General features: G+C 74.9%; 18 protein-coding genes and 1 pseudogene. 13 read left to right on the top strand and 6 right to left on the bottom strand.

From position 1 onward, the window contains the following. From ACFWA9_RS19180 to ACFWA9_RS19170, 3 genes and pseudogenes are all read right to left on the bottom strand, one after another. Window positions 1-401: pseudogene (locus ACFWA9_RS19180) on the bottom strand (hypothetical protein); the annotation flags it as partial. Next, a complete protein-coding gene (locus ACFWA9_RS19175) occupies window positions 401-2,017 on the bottom strand; it encodes a DUF3492 domain-containing protein (protein WP_380388402.1) in 1,617 nt (538 codons plus the stop codon). The pseudogene ACFWA9_RS19180 and the gene ACFWA9_RS19175, both read right to left, overlap by 1 nt. A 395-nt stretch (window positions 2,018-2,412) precedes the next feature. After that, window positions 2,413-3,336, bottom strand: coding sequence for an alpha/beta fold hydrolase (locus ACFWA9_RS19170; protein ID WP_380388401.1), 924 nt, complete (start codon window positions 3,334-3,336; stop codon window positions 2,413-2,415). Window positions 3,337-3,544: 208 nt separating this feature from the next. On the opposite strand from ACFWA9_RS19170, the gene ACFWA9_RS19165 reads away from it, so the two are divergent. From ACFWA9_RS19165 to ACFWA9_RS19155, 3 genes are all read left to right on the top strand, one after another. Next, on the top strand, window positions 3,545-4,207 hold the full coding sequence (locus ACFWA9_RS19165; RefSeq protein WP_329489487.1) for a TetR/AcrR family transcriptional regulator: 663 nt from the start codon (window positions 3,545-3,547) through the stop codon (window positions 4,205-4,207). Between the two features lie 131 nt (window positions 4,208-4,338). Then, window positions 4,339-4,566 carry a DUF3107 domain-containing protein gene (locus ACFWA9_RS19160; RefSeq protein ID WP_329489486.1) on the top strand — a complete coding sequence of 76 codons (228 nt, stop codon included), beginning with the start codon at window positions 4,339-4,341 and terminating at the stop codon, window positions 4,564-4,566. Between the two features lie 125 nt (window positions 4,567-4,691). Next, window positions 4,692-5,009 (top strand): hypothetical protein, encoded by a 318-nt coding sequence (locus tag ACFWA9_RS19155; RefSeq protein WP_329489485.1) that lies wholly within the window; start codon window positions 4,692-4,694, stop codon window positions 5,007-5,009. 24 nt (window positions 5,010-5,033) lie between these two features. Here ACFWA9_RS19155 and ACFWA9_RS19150 read toward each other — a convergent pair whose 3' ends face one another. Next, window positions 5,034-5,762, bottom strand: coding sequence for a ferritin-like fold-containing protein (locus tag ACFWA9_RS19150; RefSeq protein WP_329489484.1), 729 nt, complete (start codon window positions 5,760-5,762; stop codon window positions 5,034-5,036). Window positions 5,763-6,102: 340 nt separating this feature from the next. On the opposite strand from ACFWA9_RS19150, the gene ACFWA9_RS19145 reads away from it, so the two are divergent. The 5 genes from ACFWA9_RS19145 to ACFWA9_RS19125 all read left to right on the top strand — a co-directional run bounded on the left by ACFWA9_RS19145 (window position 6,103) and on the right by ACFWA9_RS19125 (window position 11,622). Further along, window positions 6,103-8,232, top strand: a complete 2,130-nt coding sequence (locus ACFWA9_RS19145) for a DEAD/DEAH box helicase (protein ID WP_380388398.1) — start codon at window positions 6,103-6,105, stop codon at window positions 8,230-8,232. 144 nt (window positions 8,233-8,376) lie between these two features. Continuing rightward, entirely contained in the window at window positions 8,377-9,264 is an 888-nt protein-coding gene (locus ACFWA9_RS19140; RefSeq protein WP_380388396.1) for an alpha/beta fold hydrolase, read from the top strand. A gap of 332 nt (window positions 9,265-9,596) precedes the next feature. Further along, complete coding sequence (locus tag ACFWA9_RS19135; RefSeq protein ID WP_329489482.1) at window positions 9,597-9,743, top strand: hypothetical protein; 147 nt, start codon at window positions 9,597-9,599, stop codon at window positions 9,741-9,743. Between the two features lie 316 nt (window positions 9,744-10,059). Further along, window positions 10,060-10,698, top strand: coding sequence for a DUF6758 family protein (locus tag ACFWA9_RS19130; RefSeq protein WP_329489481.1), 639 nt, complete (start codon window positions 10,060-10,062; stop codon window positions 10,696-10,698). 63 nt (window positions 10,699-10,761) lie between these two features. Then, window positions 10,762-11,622 (top strand): PHP domain-containing protein, encoded by an 861-nt coding sequence (locus ACFWA9_RS19125; protein WP_352295855.1) that lies wholly within the window; start codon window positions 10,762-10,764, stop codon window positions 11,620-11,622. A 111-nt stretch (window positions 11,623-11,733) separates the two neighbouring features. Here the strand turns inward: ACFWA9_RS19125 and ACFWA9_RS19120 are convergent, their stop codons facing one another. Further along, on the bottom strand, window positions 11,734-12,381 hold the full coding sequence (locus tag ACFWA9_RS19120; RefSeq protein WP_329489479.1) for a suppressor of fused domain protein: 648 nt from the start codon (window positions 12,379-12,381) through the stop codon (window positions 11,734-11,736). Window positions 12,382-12,835: 454 nt separating this feature from the next. Between ACFWA9_RS19120 and corA the strand changes: the two genes are divergently transcribed. Further along, window positions 12,836-13,960, top strand: coding sequence for a magnesium/cobalt transporter CorA (gene corA, locus ACFWA9_RS19115; protein WP_352295858.1), 1,125 nt, complete (start codon window positions 12,836-12,838; stop codon window positions 13,958-13,960). A 7-nt stretch (window positions 13,961-13,967) separates the two neighbouring features. Here the strand turns inward: corA and ACFWA9_RS19110 are convergent, their stop codons facing one another. Then, window positions 13,968-14,894: a DMT family transporter gene (locus ACFWA9_RS19110; protein ID WP_380388392.1), complete on the bottom strand. Its 927-nt coding sequence runs from the start codon at window positions 14,892-14,894 to the stop codon at window positions 13,968-13,970. 124 nt (window positions 14,895-15,018) lie between these two features. On the opposite strand from ACFWA9_RS19110, the gene ACFWA9_RS19105 reads away from it, so the two are divergent. From ACFWA9_RS19105 to ACFWA9_RS19090, 4 genes are all read left to right on the top strand, one after another. Next, on the top strand, window positions 15,019-15,579 hold the full coding sequence (locus ACFWA9_RS19105) for a hypothetical protein (protein WP_352295860.1): 561 nt from the start codon (window positions 15,019-15,021) through the stop codon (window positions 15,577-15,579). Window positions 15,580-15,737: 158 nt separating this feature from the next. Further along, window positions 15,738-17,024, top strand: coding sequence for a magnesium transporter MgtE N-terminal domain-containing protein (locus ACFWA9_RS19100; RefSeq protein WP_352295863.1), 1,287 nt, complete (start codon window positions 15,738-15,740; stop codon window positions 17,022-17,024). Window positions 17,025-17,073: 49 nt separating this feature from the next. Then, window positions 17,074-17,667 (top strand): DUF1003 domain-containing protein, encoded by a 594-nt coding sequence (locus tag ACFWA9_RS19095; protein ID WP_380388407.1) that lies wholly within the window; start codon window positions 17,074-17,076, stop codon window positions 17,665-17,667. A gap of 56 nt (window positions 17,668-17,723) precedes the next feature. Then, window positions 17,724-18,884 (top strand): Mrp/NBP35 family ATP-binding protein, encoded by a 1,161-nt coding sequence (locus ACFWA9_RS19090; protein ID WP_329489475.1) that lies wholly within the window; start codon window positions 17,724-17,726, stop codon window positions 18,882-18,884. The last annotated feature ends 12 nt before the right edge of the window (window positions 18,885-18,896 follow it).

The raw sequence follows: 18,896 nt of genomic DNA, 5'->3' as shown, positions 1-18,896 counted from the left end.
GCCGACCCCAGCGCGAGCACGGCGGCGGCCGGCAGCAGCACCGGCCACCGCCCGGCCGCCCCGACGGCCGCCCCGACCGGTGGCACGGCCAGCGCCGCCGCCCGGAGCGCCGCACCCCACCGGCGCGGCCGGTGGCCGTCCGCCGCCGCCGGGTCCGGCGGCGGACGGCGCGGCACCCGGGCGTACAGCTCGTCGGCGAGCGAGAACAGATCGGCGTGCCGGCAGCGCGCGGCCGTCTCCGGCCCGCAGCCCGCCTCCTCCAGCCCGGCGGCGATCTCCAGCGGATCGACGGCCCGCTCGCAGAGCTCCCGGTGCTCCGCCATCACCTCCCGCACCGGATCGCCGAAGACTCCGGGCCCCGTGGCCGGGCCGCTCCCGGCGACCGGCGCGCCGCCGGCCATCAGAGGGCCTCCGCGAGTGCGCCGGGCCGCTCGGACGCCTCGCCCGCGCCCTCGCCCTGCCCCTCGCCGACCGGCTGCCCGGTGCCGGCGCCGTCCCGGCGGTCGGCCAGCCAGTACTCGGCGGGCCGGGCGAACGGACGGGGCCGCTCGGCGGCCGCACCACCGGACCGGGCCGCCGGGAAGGCCGGCCACTGCGAGACCAGCTCCAGGTAGATCTCCCGGAACGCGCCGACCACCGGTTCCACGGCGAAGCGTTCCTGCGCCCGCAACCGGCCCGCCAGCCCCAGCCGGGCCCGCCGCTCCGGGTCGCGCAGCAGGGCCAGACAGGCGCCCGCCAGTGCCCGCGGGTCGCGCGGCGGGACGAGCAGTCCGGTCGGGCCCACCACCTCCCGGGCCACCCCGACGTCCGTCGAGACCACCGCCCGGCCGCTCAGCATCGCGTCGGCCAGCAGCCGGGGGCCGCGCTGCGAGAGCGCCGAGAAGACCACCACCGTGCCGCTCTCCCAGGCCGCCGCCACCGGGTCGGGCCGCCCGGCGAACTCCACCGCCCCGGCCACCCCCAGCCGGTCGGCCACCGCCTCGCAGTGCGCCCGGTAGCCCGGGACGGCCTCCTCGCCGTGGACCACCAGCCGGGCCGCGGGCAGCTCGGCGCGGACCCGCGCGAAGGCGTGCAGCATCAGCTCGGTGTCCCGGCCCGGCTCCAGCGCGCCCGCCCAGGCCAGCGTCGGCGCGGCCGGCTCCGGCCCGGCCGCGGCCCGGGCCACCGCCGGGGTGCCCTCGTGGACCACCCTGGTCCGCGCCGGGTCGGCGCCGCAGCGGCGCTGCCACCGCTGGTCGTGGGCGCTGCCGGGGGTCAGTATCGCGGCCTGCCGGTACGTCTCCTCGGTGAGCGAGCGGAAGAAGGAGAGCAGCAGGGCCCGGACCGGCCAGCGGTAGGGCGCCTCGCGGTAGCCGAGGTACTGCTCGCGCAGGTGCAGCCCGTGCTCGGTGACCACGAACGGCACCCCGTGCAGCCGCTTGGCCACCAGCGCCGGCAGCGCCGCCGGACCGCCGCCGACCACGTGGCAGAGGTCGGCCGAGCCGAGGCCGCCCGGCCCGGCGCCGTACCAGGGGGCCGAGAGCGGGCGCAGGCACTGCTCCAGCAGGTCCGCCGCGACCAGCACGTCACGGACCAGCGGCTGCCCGGCCGTGGTGTCGGCGCCGGGCGAGCGCCAAACCCGCTCCAGGGTGCGCCGGGCGGCGGCGGAGGCCAGGAACGCGGACAGGCCGCCGTCCTCCCGGGCGAGCGCCGCCAGCCGGTACAGCCCCGCCCCGAAGGAGGCCCGCTCGCCCGGCATCACCAGGGCCCGGACCAGCTCCTCGTACGCCCGGGCGTACTGGCGTCCGCGCAGCGCGCCGGGCAGCCGGCCGGCCGGGCGGCGCCCCCACAGCGCCAGCTCGTGCACCCCCAGCCAGCGCCCCAGCGGGCTCTCGGCGATGCCCGAACCGGCCGCGCCGGCCAGGACGAACAGCTCGAAGTCGTGCTCGGCGAGACCCTCCACCAGCCGGGCGCACCAGCCGCCGACGCCGTGTCCGGGGTGCGGACGGGCACCCTCGGTGAGCAGTGCAACGCGCACGGGAGACCTCCAGAACAGAACGGGACGACGGATGGCTGGAGCGGCTCGATCGGCACCCGGGCGCCCCGTGCGGGCACGGGTGCGGCCCGGGCGGAGGAGTCCGGTCGGCCGGAAGCACCGCGGCCCGGGCCGGCGGTCGCACCACCGGCTCCCTGCGTGCGTCCGCCCTCCGGCTCCTCCGGCGGCCGCCACTCCCCCACACCTGTTCGGTCCGACAGCAGAAAGGTAGGACCGGGCCCCGGCCCTCCATCGGTCACATGCCTGGTTGCCACCTGAACGAGTGAACCGGCGTGACCTCGCCCCGGAGCCGGGCGTTACCGCCCGTCCGTCCCACGCCCCCGCCGGGCCCGTTCCGCGCCCCGCCCGGCCCCGCGCCGGCGGCTCCGCGCCCCCGCTCAGCCCCGCGCCAGCAGCTCCCGCACCGCCCGGGCCACCCGCTCCGGGTGCTCCATCATCGCCACGTGCCCGGAGTCCGGCAGCACCAGCAGCCGGGCGTCCCCGAACGCCGCGCAGGCCCGTCGCGCCGAGCGGTACGAGACCAGCTTGTCGCGCAGGCCGTACACCAGCAGCGTGGGCGCCGTGACCCGCTCCGCCTGCCGCCAGAGCGCCTGCTCGCCCCGCTCGGCGTACGCCGAGACGATCCCGCGGGCCGAGCCGGTCAGCGCCCGCATCGCGTGCGGCACCGCGGTCCGCCGCCGGTACTCGGCGACCGCCTCGGCCCGGGCCGCCGGCGAGAGGCTCCGCGGATCCCCGTAAACCAGCCGCAGCAGGCCCTCGGTGGCGTCCTCCGGGCTGCGGCCGTTCGACGGCAGCCGGCCCAGCAGGGCGGGCAGGCCGGGCACCGCGAGCAGCCCGGTCGGCCAGGCGGTGCGCTGCGGCGGCAGCTCGGGCAGCGCGGGCGAGATCAGCGTCAGGCTGCGCACCAGGTCGGGCCGGAGCGCGGCGAGGCGGACGGCGACGGCGCCGCCGAGCGAGTTCCCGAAGAGGTGCACCGGGCCGCGGCCGGTCGCCTCCAGGTAGCCGGTCACCGCGCGCACGTGTCCGGACACGGAGAGGTCCCCGTCGGCCGGCGGCGCCGAGTGCCCGAAGCCGGGCAGGTCCACCGCCTCCCCGTCGACGAGGCCTGCCAGCCGCTCCATCAACGCCGTCCAGTTGGCCGCCGAGCCACCGAGTCCGTGCACGAAGAGTGCCTGCTCCCGGCCGCCGGCGGCCTCGCCGCCGGCCCGGTGCACCGCCAGTTCCGCACCGGCGGTTCCGACCGTCCGGACCCCCGCGGGATCCCCCGCCTCCGTACGTACCCGCTGCTCGGCGCCGCTCATGGTGGACGATGGTAGTGAGCCGCGGGTGCACCGGGGCCGTCCCAGCTCTTGTCGCACCACTGCCGTCGCCGGTGGTCAGCGCCGTATTGTGGGCTCCTGACAAGGGGGCTCGGTGCTTTTCTCACGCTCGCCAAGCGCGAACGCGGTTACCGAAAAGTAGAATCGGTCATCTTGCCAGCCCCGAACAACCCGTGAAGTGAGGAGCGCCGTGACGGCCATCCAGGAGGCGCAGGAGCGCCCGCGCGGTGCCCGCCTGCCGCGAAGCGCCCGCCGTGAACAACTGCTCGGTGCCGCCCAGGAGGTGTTTGTCGCGCAGGGCTACCACGCGGCCGCCATGGACGACATCGCCGACCGCGCCGGCGTCAGCAAGCCGGTGCTGTACCAGCACTTCCCCGGGAAGCTGGAGCTCTACCTGGCGCTGCTGGACAAGCACTGCGACGCCCTGGTCGACTCGACCCGCGAGGCGCTCGCGGCGACCACCGACAACAAGCACCGGGTGGCCGCGACGATGGAGGCGTACTTCAACTACGTCTCCAGCGAGTCCGGTGCCTTCCGGCTGGTCTTCGAGTCGGACCTGACCAACGAGCCGGCCGTCCGCGAGCGGGTGGAGCGGGCCTCGGACGCCAGCGCGACCCTGGTCAGCAAGGTCATCCAGGAGGACACCGACCTCCCCGAGGCCGAGTCCAAGCTGCTCGCCGCCGGCGTCTGCGGCCTGGCCCAGATCACCGCCCGCTACTGGCTCTCCCAGGGCCTGGAGATCCCCCGCGACGAAGCCGTCCGGCTGGTCGCCAGCCTGGCCTGGCGCGGCCTGAAGGGCTTCCCGATGCACCCCGCCGCCGAGGCCGCCGAGGCGCAGGCCGCCGACCAGTGATCCGCCGACCTTCGCCAGGGCACTGATCCGGTGCTCTATGGTGAAGCCGTACGGCGCGATCACCACGAACGCTTGTCCCAGGCGGTCCGGTGACCGCGCGTGGCTGGCTGCAACCCGGAGGGACGGAAGTCGTGGAGGTCAAGATCGGCGTGCAGAACGCGCCGCGCGAGATCGTGATCGAGAGCTCGCAGACCGCCGATGAGGTCGAGAGCGCGATCGCCAAGGCGCTGGAGGGCCCCTCGAAGCTCTTCGCGCTGACCGACGAGCACGGCCGCCGCGTCATCGTCCCGGCCGAGCGCCTGGCGTACGTGGAGATCGGCGAGCAGGCCGCCCGCAAGGTCGGGTTCGGCACGCTCTGAGCTGCTTCGTGGTGCCCCGTTCCCCGCCCGGGGAACGGGGCACCACTGCGTGTACGGCCGGGTGGACCGGGGTACGGCGACAAGTGCGGCCGTCCGGAGCCGCCCACCGCACCGGGGAGGCACCCTTGCTGGTCGAGTCGATCGCCTTCGCCCTCGTCGGCCTGATCGTCGGGGCCACCGCGCTGCTGGCCCTGCCGGCGTACTTCCCGGCCGGCCGGGGGCTGACGCTCGGGACGGCGCTGGTGTCGGCCCTGCTCAGCGGGGTGATCACGCACTTCACGCTGGACGGCCGGGTCCCGGCGGCCAGCATCGGCATCGCGGCGGTCGCCTCGGCACTGCTCACCTCGGTGCTGGCCCGGCCCGACCTCGCGGCCGGGCGCCAGCCCGCCCACCGGCACCGCCCGCACCGGGCGGGCGCGCACCGCCGGCAGCGGCACGCCTGAGCCCCGCCGGCCCGGCCGGGCAGCTCAGGAGGCGAGCCCCAGCGCGGCCATCCGCTTGGTGTGCGCCTCGGTGATCCGGTTGAACATCTTGCCGACCTCGACCAGGTCGAAGCCCTGCACCTGGACGCCGCCGACCAGCAGGTTGGAGAGCGCGTCGCGCTCGGCGACCACCCGCTGGGCCTGGCTCAGCGCCTCGCCCATCAGCCGCCGGCCCCAGAGCGCCAACCGGCCGCCCGAGCGCGGGTCGGCCTCGATGGCCTGCCGAACCTTGTCGACCGCGAACTGGGCGTGCCCGGTGTCCGACATCACGCCGAGGACCAGGTCCCGGGTGTCGTCGTCGAGCCGCACGGCCACCTCGCGGTAGAAGTCCGTCGCGATCGCGTCGCCGACGTAGGCCTTGACCAGGCCCTCCAGCCAGTCCGAGGGTGCCGTCATCCGGTGGAACAGCTCCAGCGGCTCGACGAACGGCCGCATCGCCTCCTGCGGGTCCGCGCCGACCTCCGCGAGCCGGTCGTGCAGCCGCTGGTAGTGCTGGAACTCGGCGGAGGCCATCCGGGCCAGCTCGGCCTTGTCGGCGAGGCCCGGCGCGAGCTTGGCGTCCTCGGCGAGCCGCTCGAAGGCGCTCAGCTCGCCGTACGCGAGGGCGCCGAGCAGGTCCAGCACGGCCGCCCGGTAGCCCGGATCGGCCGAGCAGCTCGCCCAGTCCCCGATCGAGCCGGCCGTGTCGTCCTGCGTCTCACCATGGGTCTCCATGACCTGCCACCTTAGTCCGGCGCGGCCCCCCGCACACGCGCGGTGGCCCCCGGCACCCGCTCCGCGACCGGTGCGCGGGGAGCCCGGCGCGGAGCCGGCGCGACGGTACGGCGCGGGCGATGTCAGACGCGTCACGTGTTCGAGTCGTCGCGTGACTGTATGGTGGTAGCGAGGTCCGTAGTGCTCGCACGGTGTCACCGCCGTCTCGGTGCGCCGGGCAAGCCCGCTTCGTAGCGGCACCGTCCGGCAGGACGTGCCCGCACCGGAAGCCGGGCACTCACGTACGCGGATGCCCGGTCGGAGAGCCGATCGGCTCCGACCATGGCTTGGACTTCAAGCCTTGGCACCGCATCAGTGGCCGAGCGAGGGCCGCCGAGACCGCGCCGCACGGCGCAAGGTCCCGCGCAGGTCCCTCAAGGGAATCCTCCCCGACGCCGCCGTGACCGCGCCCCTCACCGGGCCCCGCGGACCGGCCGGCCGCAGGGACCGGCGCGGTTGTGCGTCCACGCAGCTGTACCAGGGCCGTCCAGGCCCGTACGCAGCAGCGCGGCTGCCCGCCCGCCGCTCGTTCTCGGCCCCTCCACACGGAAGAGGCAGCACCCTGTCCACCAACGCTGAACCCATCAAGACCACCTTCCGGGACCTGGGGATCCTCCCGGAGACCGCCGAGGCCCTGGAGGCCGTCGGCATCATCCACCCCTTCCCCATCCAGGAGATGACCCTCCCGGTCGCGCTGACCGGCCACGACGTCATCGGCCAGGCCAAGACCGGCACCGGCAAGACCCTCGGTTTCGGCCTCCCGCTGATCGAGCGGGTCGTCGTCCGGGCCGACGTCGACGCCGGCCGGGGCACCGAGGAGCAGCTCCACGAGGCCCCGCAGGCGCTGATCGTCGTCCCGACCCGCGAGCTCTGCACCCAGGTCACCAACGACCTGCAGACCGCCGGCAAGGTCCGCAACGTGCGCGTGCTCGCCGTCTACGGCGGCCGGGCCTACGAGCCGCAGGTCGAGGCGCTCAAGAAGGGCGTCGACATCGTGGTCGGCACCCCGGGCCGCCTGCTGGACCTGGCCGGGCAGAAGAAGCTGGACCTCTCGCGGGTCCGCTCGCTCGTCCTGGACGAGGCCGACGAGATGCTCGACCTGGGCTTCCTGCCCGACGTCGAGAAGATCCTGACCATGCTGCCGGCCAAGCGGCAGACGCTGCTGTTCTCGGCCACCATGCCGGGCCAGGTCATCAGCCTCGCCCGCCGGTACATGAACCAGCCGACCCACATCCGCGCCGCCGCGCCGGACGACACGGGCACCACCGTGGCCAACACCGAGCAGCACATCTTCCGTGCGCACTCGCTGGACAAGGTCGAGCTCGTCTCGCGCATCCTGCAGGCCGACGGCCGCGGGCTGGCGATGATCTTCTGCCGCACCAAGCGCACTGCGGCCGACGTCGCGGACCAGCTGACCCAGCGCGGCTTCGCGGCCGGCGCCGTCCACGGCGACCTCGGCCAGGGCGCCCGCGAGCAGGCCCTGCGGGCCTTCCGCAACGGCAAGGTCGACGTCCTGGTCTGCACCGACGTCGCGGCCCGCGGCATCGACGTCGAGGGCGTGACGCACGTCGTCAACTACCAGTGCCCCGAGGACGAGAAGACCTACCTGCACCGGATCGGCCGGACCGGCCGCGCCGGCGCCTCCGGCACCGCCGTCACCCTGGTCGACTGGGACGACATCCCGCGCTGGCAGCTGATCAACAAGGCGCTGGACCTGTCGTTCAACGCGCCGGAGGAGACCTACTCCACCTCGCCGCACCTGTTCGAGCTGCTGAAGATCGCCAAGGGCACCACCGGTGTGCTGCCGCGTTCCGAGCGGACCCGGGCCGGGCTGGGCGCTGAGGAGGTCGAGGACCTCGGCGAGACCGGCGGTCGCGGGGCCCGCTCGGCGCCCGGTCGCGCCCTCAAGGGCGGCCGGACCGGTGGCGGCCGGGGCGCCGCCCCCGTCGCCGAGGCGGCCGAGGAGAAGCCCGCCCGCCGGGCCCGCGAGCGCCGTCGCACCCGCGGTGGTTCCACGGTCGAGGGTGACGCCGTGCTCGACGCGACCACCGAGGCCGTCGCCGCGGTCGACGCCCCGGCGGCTCCGGCCGTCGAGGGTGCCGAGGGCGAGGGCGCGGCCCCGCGCCGCCGCCGTCGCCGTCCCCGCGCCGCCGCCGGCGAGACCGCCGTCGACGCGGTGACCGAGGCGCCCGCCGCGGTCACCGAGGCCGCCGCTCCGGCCGCCGCCGTGCAGACCGCGGAGAAGTCCGAGGGGAAGCCGGCCGTGAAGCGGACCCGCTCGCGGGCCAAGGCGACGGCCGAGCCGGTCGCCGAGGCCGCCGCGGCCCCCGAGGCCGGCGCGGACGCCCCGGCCGAGGCCGCGGCCCCGCGTCGTCGGGCCCGCACCCGCCGCCCGGCGGTTGCGGCCCCCGAGGCGGCCCCGGAGAGCTGATCCGGTCACGCACCACGCGCAGGGGGCGACCCCGTCCGGCCACCGGGCGGCGTCGCCCCCTGCGGCGTTTCCACCCGGCTACGCTCGGCGTCACCGGCGCCAGTCGCCCCGCCGCACCGCACCCGCGCACGCAGGAGATCGCCCATGAGCACGCCGCCGTTCCTCATCCTCCCCCGCTGCGCGCGCGCCCTGCGGGTGCCGACGGCGCGCGGGGAGTTCGCCGCGCTGCGGGCGGAGCCGGCCGGCGCGGTCCGCGGGACGGCCCTGCTCGTGCCCGGGTTCACCGGCAGCAAGGAGGACTTCATCGCGCTCCTGGAGCCGCTCGCCGCGGCCGGCTACCGGGTGACCGCGGTCGACCAGCGCGGCCAGTACGAGAGCGGCGGCCCCGACGATCCGGCCGCCTACGCGGTCGACGCCCTGGGGGCGGACGTCCGGGCGCTCTCCGCGGTGCTCGCCGAGGGCGACGCGCCGCTCCACCTGCTCGGCCACTCCTTCGGCGGCCAGGTGGCCCGGGAGGCCGTCCTGGCGGCGGCCGCCGACGGTCCGCTGCCGTGGAGCTCGCTGACCCTGATGTCCACCGGGCCGGCCTCGATCGAGCCCGCCGAGGCGGAGCGGACCAAGCTGCTGATCGGCGTGCTGCCGTCGATGAGCCTGGAGGAGATCTGGCAGGTGCTCCAGCAGATGGAGCAGCAGGCGGAGCAGACCGGCGGCGACCGGGCCCGCCGCCCCGCCCCCGAGGTCGCGGAGTTCCTGCACCGCCGCTGGGTGGCCAACGTGCCGCAGGCGCTCGCCACCACCGGCGCCCATCTGATCGCCGCGCCCGACCGGGTGGCCGAGCTGGCCGCGACCGCGGCCGCGCTGCCCGCCCTGGTGCTCTCCGGGGTCCGGGACTACGCCTGGCCGGTGCCGGAGCAGACCCGGATGGCCGAGCGGCTGGGCGCCCGCCGCGTGGTGATCGAGGACGCCGGCCACTCCCCCAACGCCGAACGGCCGGAGGCCACCGCCGAGGCCCTGCTGGCCTTCTGGGGCTGAGCCCGGACCTTCCCTGGGCGGGCGCCGGCGCCCGCCCAGGGAAGTCCCACGACAAAATTCGTTAGTTGCGGTAATATTTGATTCTGTCCGGGAATCATCGTCGGGGTCGACGCTGGCGACAATCCGCCGAAACCTGGGCTTTACGGACGGGCAACGGCCCGGTAGCAGCACCACGAGACAGTGGTTCACGAAGTACCAGACGCACTTGGCAAGCAGGGGGAGCCCCTTTGCCTCAGCAGACCGTCGACCGTTCGATCCGACAGACCGCGAAAGGGCTGATACCCACTCAGCCACGACCGCCCCGCCCGACGGGGCAAGAGAAGGAGAGGCCCATGCGCTTCGAGATCGTCCGACTGGACGACGCCCACGGCACCGCCACCGACCGCGTGATCGCCGACGCCGAGACCGTCCGCGAACTCGTCCAGGCCGCCGCCCGCACCGGCGAGCGCCTGCTCATCCGTCCGTGCCCGACCGTCTGACCCAGCGCGGCGCCTCCGACCGGGAGCCCTCACCCGCCGCCGAAGAGCCGGGAGCGTCCGATCCCGACGTTCCGATACCCGACTGACGCCCCGTCACCGCGATCGCCGTTGACGGGGCGTCAGTGCGTCCGGCCCGGCCCACGCGGAGCGGCACCGACGTTTGCCACCGCCCGCCGCTGGACATTCCCTAGCGGGAACCGCCCGCAGCGCGCCCGCCCGGCGCCCAACGGGTGTCCGCACCGACAGGTACCGCCGCGCCCTCCGTACGGGTGATCGTCCTTGACGCGGCGGTCCGGAGGGAGGAGCGTTGTCGGCTATGAGGGGCGAGCCTAGCTGCCCGAGGTGCGCCGGTCGGGTCCGCGCCCCCGGTCTGTTCTCAGACACCTGGCAGTGCGACCGGCACGGAGCGGTGCACCCGATGCAGCCCGTGCTGCCCCCGAGCGTGGAGGCGCTCGGCGTGGCCGTCGCCCGTTCCCAGGTGCCCGTCTGGCTGCCCTGGCCGCTCCCGGTCGGCTGGCTCTACACCGGCATCGCGCACGTCGGCGACGACGTCTCGGGCGCCCGGGCCACCGCGGTCGCCTGCTCCGGGCCGGCGCCGCTGGGCGGCTTCGGAGAGCTGGTGCTGGTCGCCGAGGAGCTGGGCGTGGGGCTCGGCGCCCGGTACGCGGGCCTGTCCGGGCCGGACCCGGGCGAGTCCGTCTCGCTCTACAAGCCCGCCGACGCCAAGCTGATGGCGGCCGGGCGGCCCACCCCGATGTTCCACGTCCCGGACGCGCCCGCCGATCGCGCGGTGTTCGTCGGCGAGGCCCGCGGCCTCTGGCTCTGGGCGGTCGCCTGGCCCGAGCAGTCCGCCCTGGTGATGTACGACGAGCTCGTCCTCACGGATCTGCGCGAGGCCGGCGCCGAGCTGGGCCTGCTGCCCTGCGGCGCGCTCTCCCCCCAGCTGCTGGGCTGACGGCCCGCCGGGCGCCCGCACTATCCTGGGCGGCACCCGCCGCCCACCCCAGGAGCCGACCCCGTGCGCATCGACCTGCACGCCCACAGCAACGCGTCCGACGGCACCGACAGCCCGGCCGAGCTGGTCGCGGCGGCCGCCGCCGCGGGCCTGGACGTGGTGGCGCTCACCGACCACGACACGGTGGCCGGCCACGCCGAGGCCGCCGAGGCGGTCCGCGCGCTGCCCTCCGGCACCCGGCTGAGCCTCGTCCCGGGCGCCGAGCTGTCCTGCGCGGTGGACGGCATCAGCCTGCACCTGCTGGCCTACCTCTTCGACCCGGCCGAGCCTGCCTTCGCCGGCGAGCGCGAGCTGGTGCGCACCGACCGGTTCCGCCGCGGGCGGGCCGTCGTCGAGCGCTGCCGCGCGCTGGGCGCCGACATCAGCTGGGAGCAGGTCCAGCGGATCGCCGGCACCGGCTCGGTCGGCCGGCCGCACATCGCCAGCGCGCTGGTCGAGGCGGGGGTGGTGGCCACCGTCTCCGACGCCTTCACCCCGGAATGGCTGGCCAACGGCGGCCGGGCGGACGTCCGCAAGCACGAGACCGATCCGGCCGAGGCCGTCCGGCTGGTCCGCGCGGCGGGCGGGGTGCCGGTCTTCGCCCACCCGGGCGCGGTCAAGCGCGGGCGGACCGTCTCCGACCAGGTGATCGCGGACCTCGCGGCGGCCGGGCTCGCCGCGCTGGAGGTCGACCACATCGACCACGACGAACCCACCAGGGCCCGGCTGCGCGGACTGGCCGCCGACCTCGGCCTGCTGACCACCGGTTCCAGCGACTACCACGGCACCCGCAAGAGCGTCCGGCTCGGCGAGCACACCACCGACCCCGGCGTCTACGAGGCGCTGCTGGCCCAGGCCACCGGCGCGAAGCCGATCGAGGGCTGAGCCCGCCCGGCCGGACGCGCGGGCGTGCGGGAGCACCCCGCCGGGCCCGGCGGGGGCGCGCGCCCCCGCTGCGGCCCGGCGGCGGGCCCTGCGGACCCCGGTGACCGGGCGTCAGTCCAGCGGCACCCCGCGGCGGTCGGCGTCGCGCAGATCGGTGCCGTGCTTCAGCCAGCGCTCCTCCAGCGCGGCCGCGCCGTGCACCCGCTTCCAGCCGGCCTCGTTGGGCGTCATCGGCAGCAACGGGAGGAAGCGCACCGGGTCGGCCGGCTCGTCGAGTTCCAGGTCGGGCACCAGACCGCCCGGTTCGGCGGCCAGCACCGAGGTGAACGGCGCGCCGTCCCAGAGCGGAGAGCCGAGGTCCAGCGAGCCGCCGGGGGCCAGCACCAGGCCCTCCACCTGCGGCGTCGCGGCGAAGGTGGCCAGGGTGCGGAGTACGGTGTCGCGGGCCCCACGGATCGTCAGCAGCAGTTCGGCGCGGGGGCCGCGGACCTGGTCGGCGACCGGCGCGGTCGGGTCCGCCATCGGCGCGGCGGCCATCCCGAGCGTGGCGTAGCGGACCAGCCCCTCGGCGTCCGGGCCGAAGCGCAGCACCTCGATCCGGTCCGCGCCGAGGAAGGTGACCGCGGCGCGGCCGCTCGGCTCGCCGAAGGTGGTCAGCAGCCGGGCCTCGACGGCGGCCAGCACGGCCTCCCGGGAGAGGCCGGCCGGGTCGTGGGAGCCGCCGGAGGGGTCACCGAAGAGCGGGAAGTCGTGCGCCATGCCGGTGAGCGTAACCGGTGCGGCCGCGGAGCCGGCAGGCCCACCGGGAGAACGTCGCAGCGACGATGCCCGGTCAGATGTTAGTGTGAGCGACTGGCCACCGGGGATCCTCTCTCCGGGGCAGCGGCGTGAAGGAGGTGGTTGCGGTGGATACCAGCCGACCATGCAGTACCGGCAGCTCTACCCGGCCCGGACGCCTTCCCCGTACCCCTCGCCTCGCAGGCTGAAACAGCGGCACCAGTAGCCGATCGGCAGCCGCGTTCCTCGAGACGGACCCAGGCGAAGTCGGCCCCGGCCGGGAGAGCACCCTCACCGGCGTCCGGTCGTTCCAGCGCGAGCCCCAGCAAGGCCGAGGACCGACCGCAGGCGTCATTCCACCGGTGTTCCATGCCGTCGCACCACGGCCATCCGCCACCGTGCCGCCGTGCGGCGGCTCCTGCCCAGGGAGCCTGCCATGTCGATGATCAACAGCCTGCGCGCAGCCGTCCGCACCAACCGCCGCCGTTCCGCGAGCGGCCTGTTCGACTCGATCCACCCGGGCCAGTCCGCCTCCGCGGTGGTGGACTGCGCGGTGTACCAGTCCGGCAAGCGGCACGGCGAGAGCTGCAGCCCGCGCGAGGCGGCCCGCCGGGTGAAGGCCTCGCAGCAACTGCCGGACGGCGCGGCCTCGTTCAGCTGGATCGGGCTGCACGAGCCGACCGAGGCCGAGTTCGAGGGCATCGCGCAGCGCTTCGGCCTGCACCCGCTGGCGGTCGAGGACGCCGTCCACGCGCACCAGCGGCCCAAGGTCGAGCGGTACGACGACGTGCTGTTCGCCGTCTTCAAGACGATCCGCTACGTCGAGCACGACCAGCTCACCCCGACCAGCGAGGTGGTCGAGACCGGCGAGCTGATGGTCTTCGCCGGGCGGGACTTCGTCATCACCGTCCGGCACGGCGGGCACAGTTCGCTGCAGGAGCTGCGGCACCGGCTGGAGGCCGACGCGGACGGTTCGGGGCTGCTGACCAAGGGTCCCTCCGCGGTGCTGCACGCCATCGCCGACCACGTGGTGGACAACTACCTGCTGGTCGCCGACCGGCTCCAGACGGACGTCGACGAGATCGAGTTCGACGTCTTCTCCAACAAGGGCGGCCGGGGCACCGACGTCGGCCGGGTCTACCAGCTCAAGCGCGAGGTCCTGGAGTTCAAGCGTGCGGTGACGCCGCTGCTGCGGCCCATGCAGCAGCTCTCCGAGCCGCTCCAGCGGCTGGTCGACCCGGACATCCAGAAGTACTTCCGGGACGTCGCCGATCACCTCGCGCGGGTCACCGAGCAGGTGCACGGCTTCGACGAGCTGCTGAACTCGCTGCTCCAGGCCAACCTGGCCCAGGTGTCGGTCGCGCAGAACGAGGACATGCGCAAGATCACCGCCTGGGCGGCGATCTTCGCCGTGCCCACCATGATCACCGGCGTCTACGGCATGAACTTCGACTACATGCCGGAGCTGCACCACGAGTACGGCTACCCGATGGTGCTCGGCAGCGTCGTCCTGATCTGCATCGGGATGTACCGCGGCTTCCGCCGCAACGGCTGGCTGTAGCCGGCCGTCACCGCCGGCCGCCCCGGGCGACCAGGACCAGGCCCAGCAGGATCAGCACCACCGCCGGGTAGGCGGCCACCGGGGGCCACTGGCCGAGCCAGAGCGCCGCGATCAGCGCGGCGCCCGGCGTCTCCAGCAGGATGGCGGTGGAGGTGACGGACGGACCGAGGGTGCGCACCACCCGGTTGCTGAGCGAGTGGCCGAGCAGCTGGGCGGTGACCATCAGCAGCACGATCTGCCACCAGACGCCGGCCGGCCAGCCGGCCATCGGCGTCCCGGCCACCAGGCAGACCACCAGCAGGACGGCCGCCGTGGTGGCGTAGCAGACCAGGGTGTAGGCGGTGGTGCTGACGGTCCGGCGGACCTCGGCCCCCAGCAGCATGTAGCCGGCCGCGGCGAGGCCCGCGCCCAGCGCCAGCGCGTCGCCCAGCAGGGCCCGCGGCGAGAGCGTGAGGTCGACCCCGGTGAGCACCAGCACACCGGCGAACGCCACCGTCATGCCGATCCACACCGCGCGGGGCGCCCGCACCCCGCCGAGGCGCATCAGCAGGATGGTCCAGAGCGGCGTGGTGGTCACCAGCGCGGTCGCCGAGGCCACCGAGGTCATCCGCAGGCTCGGCATCCAGAGCGCGAAGTGCACGGCGAGCAGCGCGCCGGCCGCCGCCGCCAGCAGCAGGGCCCGGCGGCCGATCCCGCGCAGCTCGGCCCGGTGCCGCAGCAGCGCGTACGGACCCAGCACGCCGACCGACATGACGTTGCGCCAGAACGCGATCGCCAGGGCGGGCGCGGCGGTGGCGCTGATCAGCGGCGCGGAGAGCGAGATGCCGGAGACCGAGACGGCGAGCAGCAGCAGGTCCAGCCTGGGGAGCGGCTGCGGCGGCGCGGCGGGGCCGGACGCGGTGGCGGGGGCTGCGGTCTCGGGCCGGGTCGGCACGGTGCTCCTCGGGCTCGGGGTGGGAGTCGGGCGACTCCTAAGGTAAGGCCCGTGCGGCCGTCTTGGAACTGTCGCCCGACCGGTGAGACACGCCGTGGACAGCTCAGGCCGTACGCTGTCCGCCATGGACCGTACGCCCGCCGCAGCCGCCACCGCCGACGACTTCCTCGACCGGGCCCTCCTGGAGGAGGCCGCGAAGAAGTCCGGCCTGCTCTGGGTGCGCGCGGACGGCCAGGAGCACAGCCGCCCGCTCTGGCACGCCTGGCACGACGGCGCGGTGGTCGTGGTCGGCGACGGCGCCGAGCAGCCGCTGCACGGCCTGACCGCCGGGGCCGGCGCGGTGGTGACCGTCCGCAGCAAGGACAAGGGCGGCCGGCTCACCGGCTGGACGGCCCGCGTGGTCGAGCCGGAGCCGCACGGCGAGGCCTGGCTGGGCGCCGTCGAGGAGCTCAAGGGCAAGCGGCTGAACGCGCCCGACACCGACACCATCGCCGACCGCTGGGCCCGCGAGTGCCGGGTGCTCCGGCTGGAGCCGGCCGGCACCGGGCGGGACCTGCTCGCCGAACACCCGGGCGCCATGCCCGACGAGTCCCACGCCACCGCGCCGCTGCCCACCTCGGCCACCACCCGCGAGCCCGTACCGGCCGGCCTCCCGAAGCTGCTGTTCAAGCGCCGCAAGCGCTGAGCCCGCGCCGCGCCACCGCTCAGCCCTCCCCGGACGGCCGGATCGGCGCCGTGGTTCGTCGGGCCGGGTGCGGGACGCGCGGGTAGCCTGGGGCTGGTCCGACAAGCCGCGGGCCGCGCCCGCGCGCTCCTGGGGGCGCCGAGCGAGCGAGGGAGTCCATGGCAGGGGCAGGCAGCCGGGTCTTCATCTCGCACCTCTCCGGCGTCGCCGTCTTCGACCCGAACGGCGACCAGGTCGGCCGGGTGCGCGACGTGGTGGTCACGCTCCGCCTCGGCGGCCGGCCGCCCCGGGTGCTCGGTCTGGTGGTCGAGGTGATCGGCCGGCGCCGGATCTTCCTGCCGATGACCAGGGTGACCAGCCTGGAGTCCGGCCAGGTGCTCACCACCGGCGTGATCAACATGCGCCGCTTCGAACAGCGCCCGTCCGAGACCCTCGTGCTCGGCGAGCTGCTGGACCGGACCGTCAGCTGGACCAAGACCGGTCAGGACGTCACCGTCCTGGACGTCGCGATGGTGCAGACCCGGCTGCGCGAGTGGGAGATCAGCAAGGTCTTCGTCCAGGTCGGCCGGGTCGGCCGGCTGCGCAAGGCCAAGGGCGAGTCGCTCACCCTGGACTGGCAGGACGTCACCGGCTTCAGCCTCACCGAGGAGGGCCAGGGCGCCGCCAACCTGCTCGCCACCTTCGACCAGCTGCGCCCCGCCGACCTCGCCAACGTCATGCACCACCTCTCCGCCAAGCGCCGCGCCGAGGTGGCCGCCGCGCTCGACGACGAGCGGCTCGCGGACGTCCTGGAGGAGCTGCCCGAGGACGACCAGGTCGAGATCATCGGCAAGCTGAAGGACGAGCGCGCCGCCGACGTGCTGGAGGCGATGGACCCGGACGACGCCGCCGACCTGCTCTCCGAGCTGCCCGGCGACGAGGCCGAGCGGCTGCTCCAGCTGATGGAACCGGACGAGGCCGAGCCGGTCCGCCGGCTGCTGCGGTACGAGGAGAACACCGCCGGCGGTCTGATGACCACCGAGCCCATCGTGCTGGAGCCGGACGCCACGGTGGCCGAGGCGCTGGCCCGCGTCCGGGTCGCGGACAACAAGCCGGCGCTGGCCGCGCAGATCTTCGTCTGCCGCCCGCCGAACGAGACGCCGACCGGCAAGTACCTGGGCACCGTGCACTTCCAGCGGCTGCTGCGCGAGCCCCCGTACACCCTGGTCGGCTCGCTGGTGGACGACGACCTCGACCCGCTGCCGCCGGACACCCCGCTGTCCCTGATCACCAGCTACCTGGCGACGTACAACATGGTCGCCGCGCCGGTGGTCGACGAGGCGGACCACCTGGTCGGCGCGGTGACCGTCGACGACGTGCTCGACCACCTGCTGCCAGAGGACTGGCGCGAGGCCGCCCTGCACGGACCGGACGACGAGCGAGAGGTGCTGACCGGTGGACGCTGACCGCAAGGGCCGACGGGAGGACACCCCCCGCCAGCGCCTCCAGGGCGAGCTGCGCCAACTGCGCCAGCTGCGCGAACTGCGCGCCCGGGAGGGCGCCCGCGAGCGCCGCGCCGAGCCCTCCACCGGCGTCGCCTCCCGCTCCCGGCTGGACCAGCCGCGGACCACCAGGCCCGGCCTGATCACCCTGCCGACGTACGACCCGGAGGCCTTCGGCAAGCTCTCCGAGCGGATCGCGCGCTTCCTGGGCACCGGGCGGTTCATCGTCTGGATGACCGTCGTGGTGGTCGTCTGGGTGGGCTGGAACACGGTGCTGCCGGACGCCGTCCACTTCGACGACTACCCGTTCATCTTCCTCACCCTGATGCTCTCGCTGCAGGCCTCGTACGCGGCGCCGCTGATCCTGCTGGCGCAGAACCGCCAGGACGACCGGGACCGCGTCAACATGGAGCAGGACCGCGCCCGCAGCGATCGGAACATCGCCGACACCGAGTACCTGACCCGGGAGGTGGCGGCCCTGCGCCAGGGCCTCGGCGAGGTCGCCACCCGGGCTTTCATCGCCTCGGAGCTGGGCGCGGTCCGCTCCGAACTGCAGTCCCTGCTCAAGGAGATCGACGAACGCCGGGAGAGTTCCGGGATGCTGTGACCGGCAGCACGCTACCGACCGGTTAAGCGGTACGCCCGGCGCCGTACCATCAAGGCATGGCCAACGAGACAGAGGTCGCGGCCGGCGTCACGGAGGAGTCCGTACGCCAGGCGCTGGCGACCGTGAACGACCCGGAGATCAACCGTCCGATCACCGAGATCGGCATGGTGAAATCGGTCGAGATCGCCGAGAGCGGCGAGGTCCGCGTCGCGGTCTACCTCACCGTCTCCGGCTGCCCGATGCGTGACACCATCGTCACCCGGGTGCGTGACGCGGTCGGCGCGGTCCCCGGCGTCACCGGCGTCGAGGTCGAGCTCGACGTGATGAGCGACGAGCAGCGCAAGGAGCTCTCCCAGCTGCTGCGCGGCGGCGCCCCGGAGCGCGAGATCCCGTTCGCCAAGCCGGGCACGCTGACCCGGGTCTACGCGGTCGCCTCCGGCAAGGGCGGCGTCGGCAAGTCCTCCGTGACGGTGAACCTCGCGGCCGCGATGGCCGCGGACGGCCTGAAGGTCGCCGTGGTGGACGCCGACATCTACGGCCACAGCGTGCCGCGCATGCTGGGCGTCGAGGGCCGGCCCACCCAGGTCCAGGACATGATCATGCCGCCGCAGGCGAACGGCGTGAAGGTCATCTCGATCGGCATGTTCACCCCCGGCAACGCCCCGGTGGTCTGGCGCGGCCCGATGCTGCACCGCGCGCTCCAGCAGTTCCTGGCCGACGTCTACTGGGGCGACCTCGACGTCCTGCTGCTGGACCTGCCGCCCGGCACCGGCGACATCGCGATCTCGGTCGCGCAGCTGGTCCCGAACGCGGAGATCCTGATCGTCACCACCCCGCAGATGGCCGCCGCCGAGGTGGCCGAGCGGGCCGGCACCATCGCGGTGCAGACGCACCAGAAGATCGTCGGCGTGATCGAGAACATGTCCGGCATGCCCTGCCCGCACTGCGACGAGATGATCGACGTGTTCGGCACCGGCGGCGGCCAGATCGTCGCGGACGCGCTCACCCGGACCGTCGGCGCCAACGTGCCGGTGCTCGGCTCGATCCCGATCGACGTCCGGCTGCGCGAGGGCGGCGACGACGGCCGCCCGGTCGTGCTCGCCGCACCCGACTCCCCCGCCGGCGCCGCCCTGCGCGCCGTCGCGGGCAAGCTCGGCGGCCGCCAGCGCGGCCTCTCCGGCCTCTCCCTCGGCCTCACCCCGAAGAACAAGTTCTGATCCTCGCGAAGG

Source organism: Kitasatospora sp. NPDC059973 (assembly GCF_042737525.1).
Taxonomy (GTDB): Bacteria; Actinomycetota; Actinomycetes; order Streptomycetales; family Streptomycetaceae; genus Kitasatospora.
The sequence above is the reverse complement of the archived record's forward strand: the minus strand, read 5'-3'. Positions and strand labels throughout refer to the sequence as shown.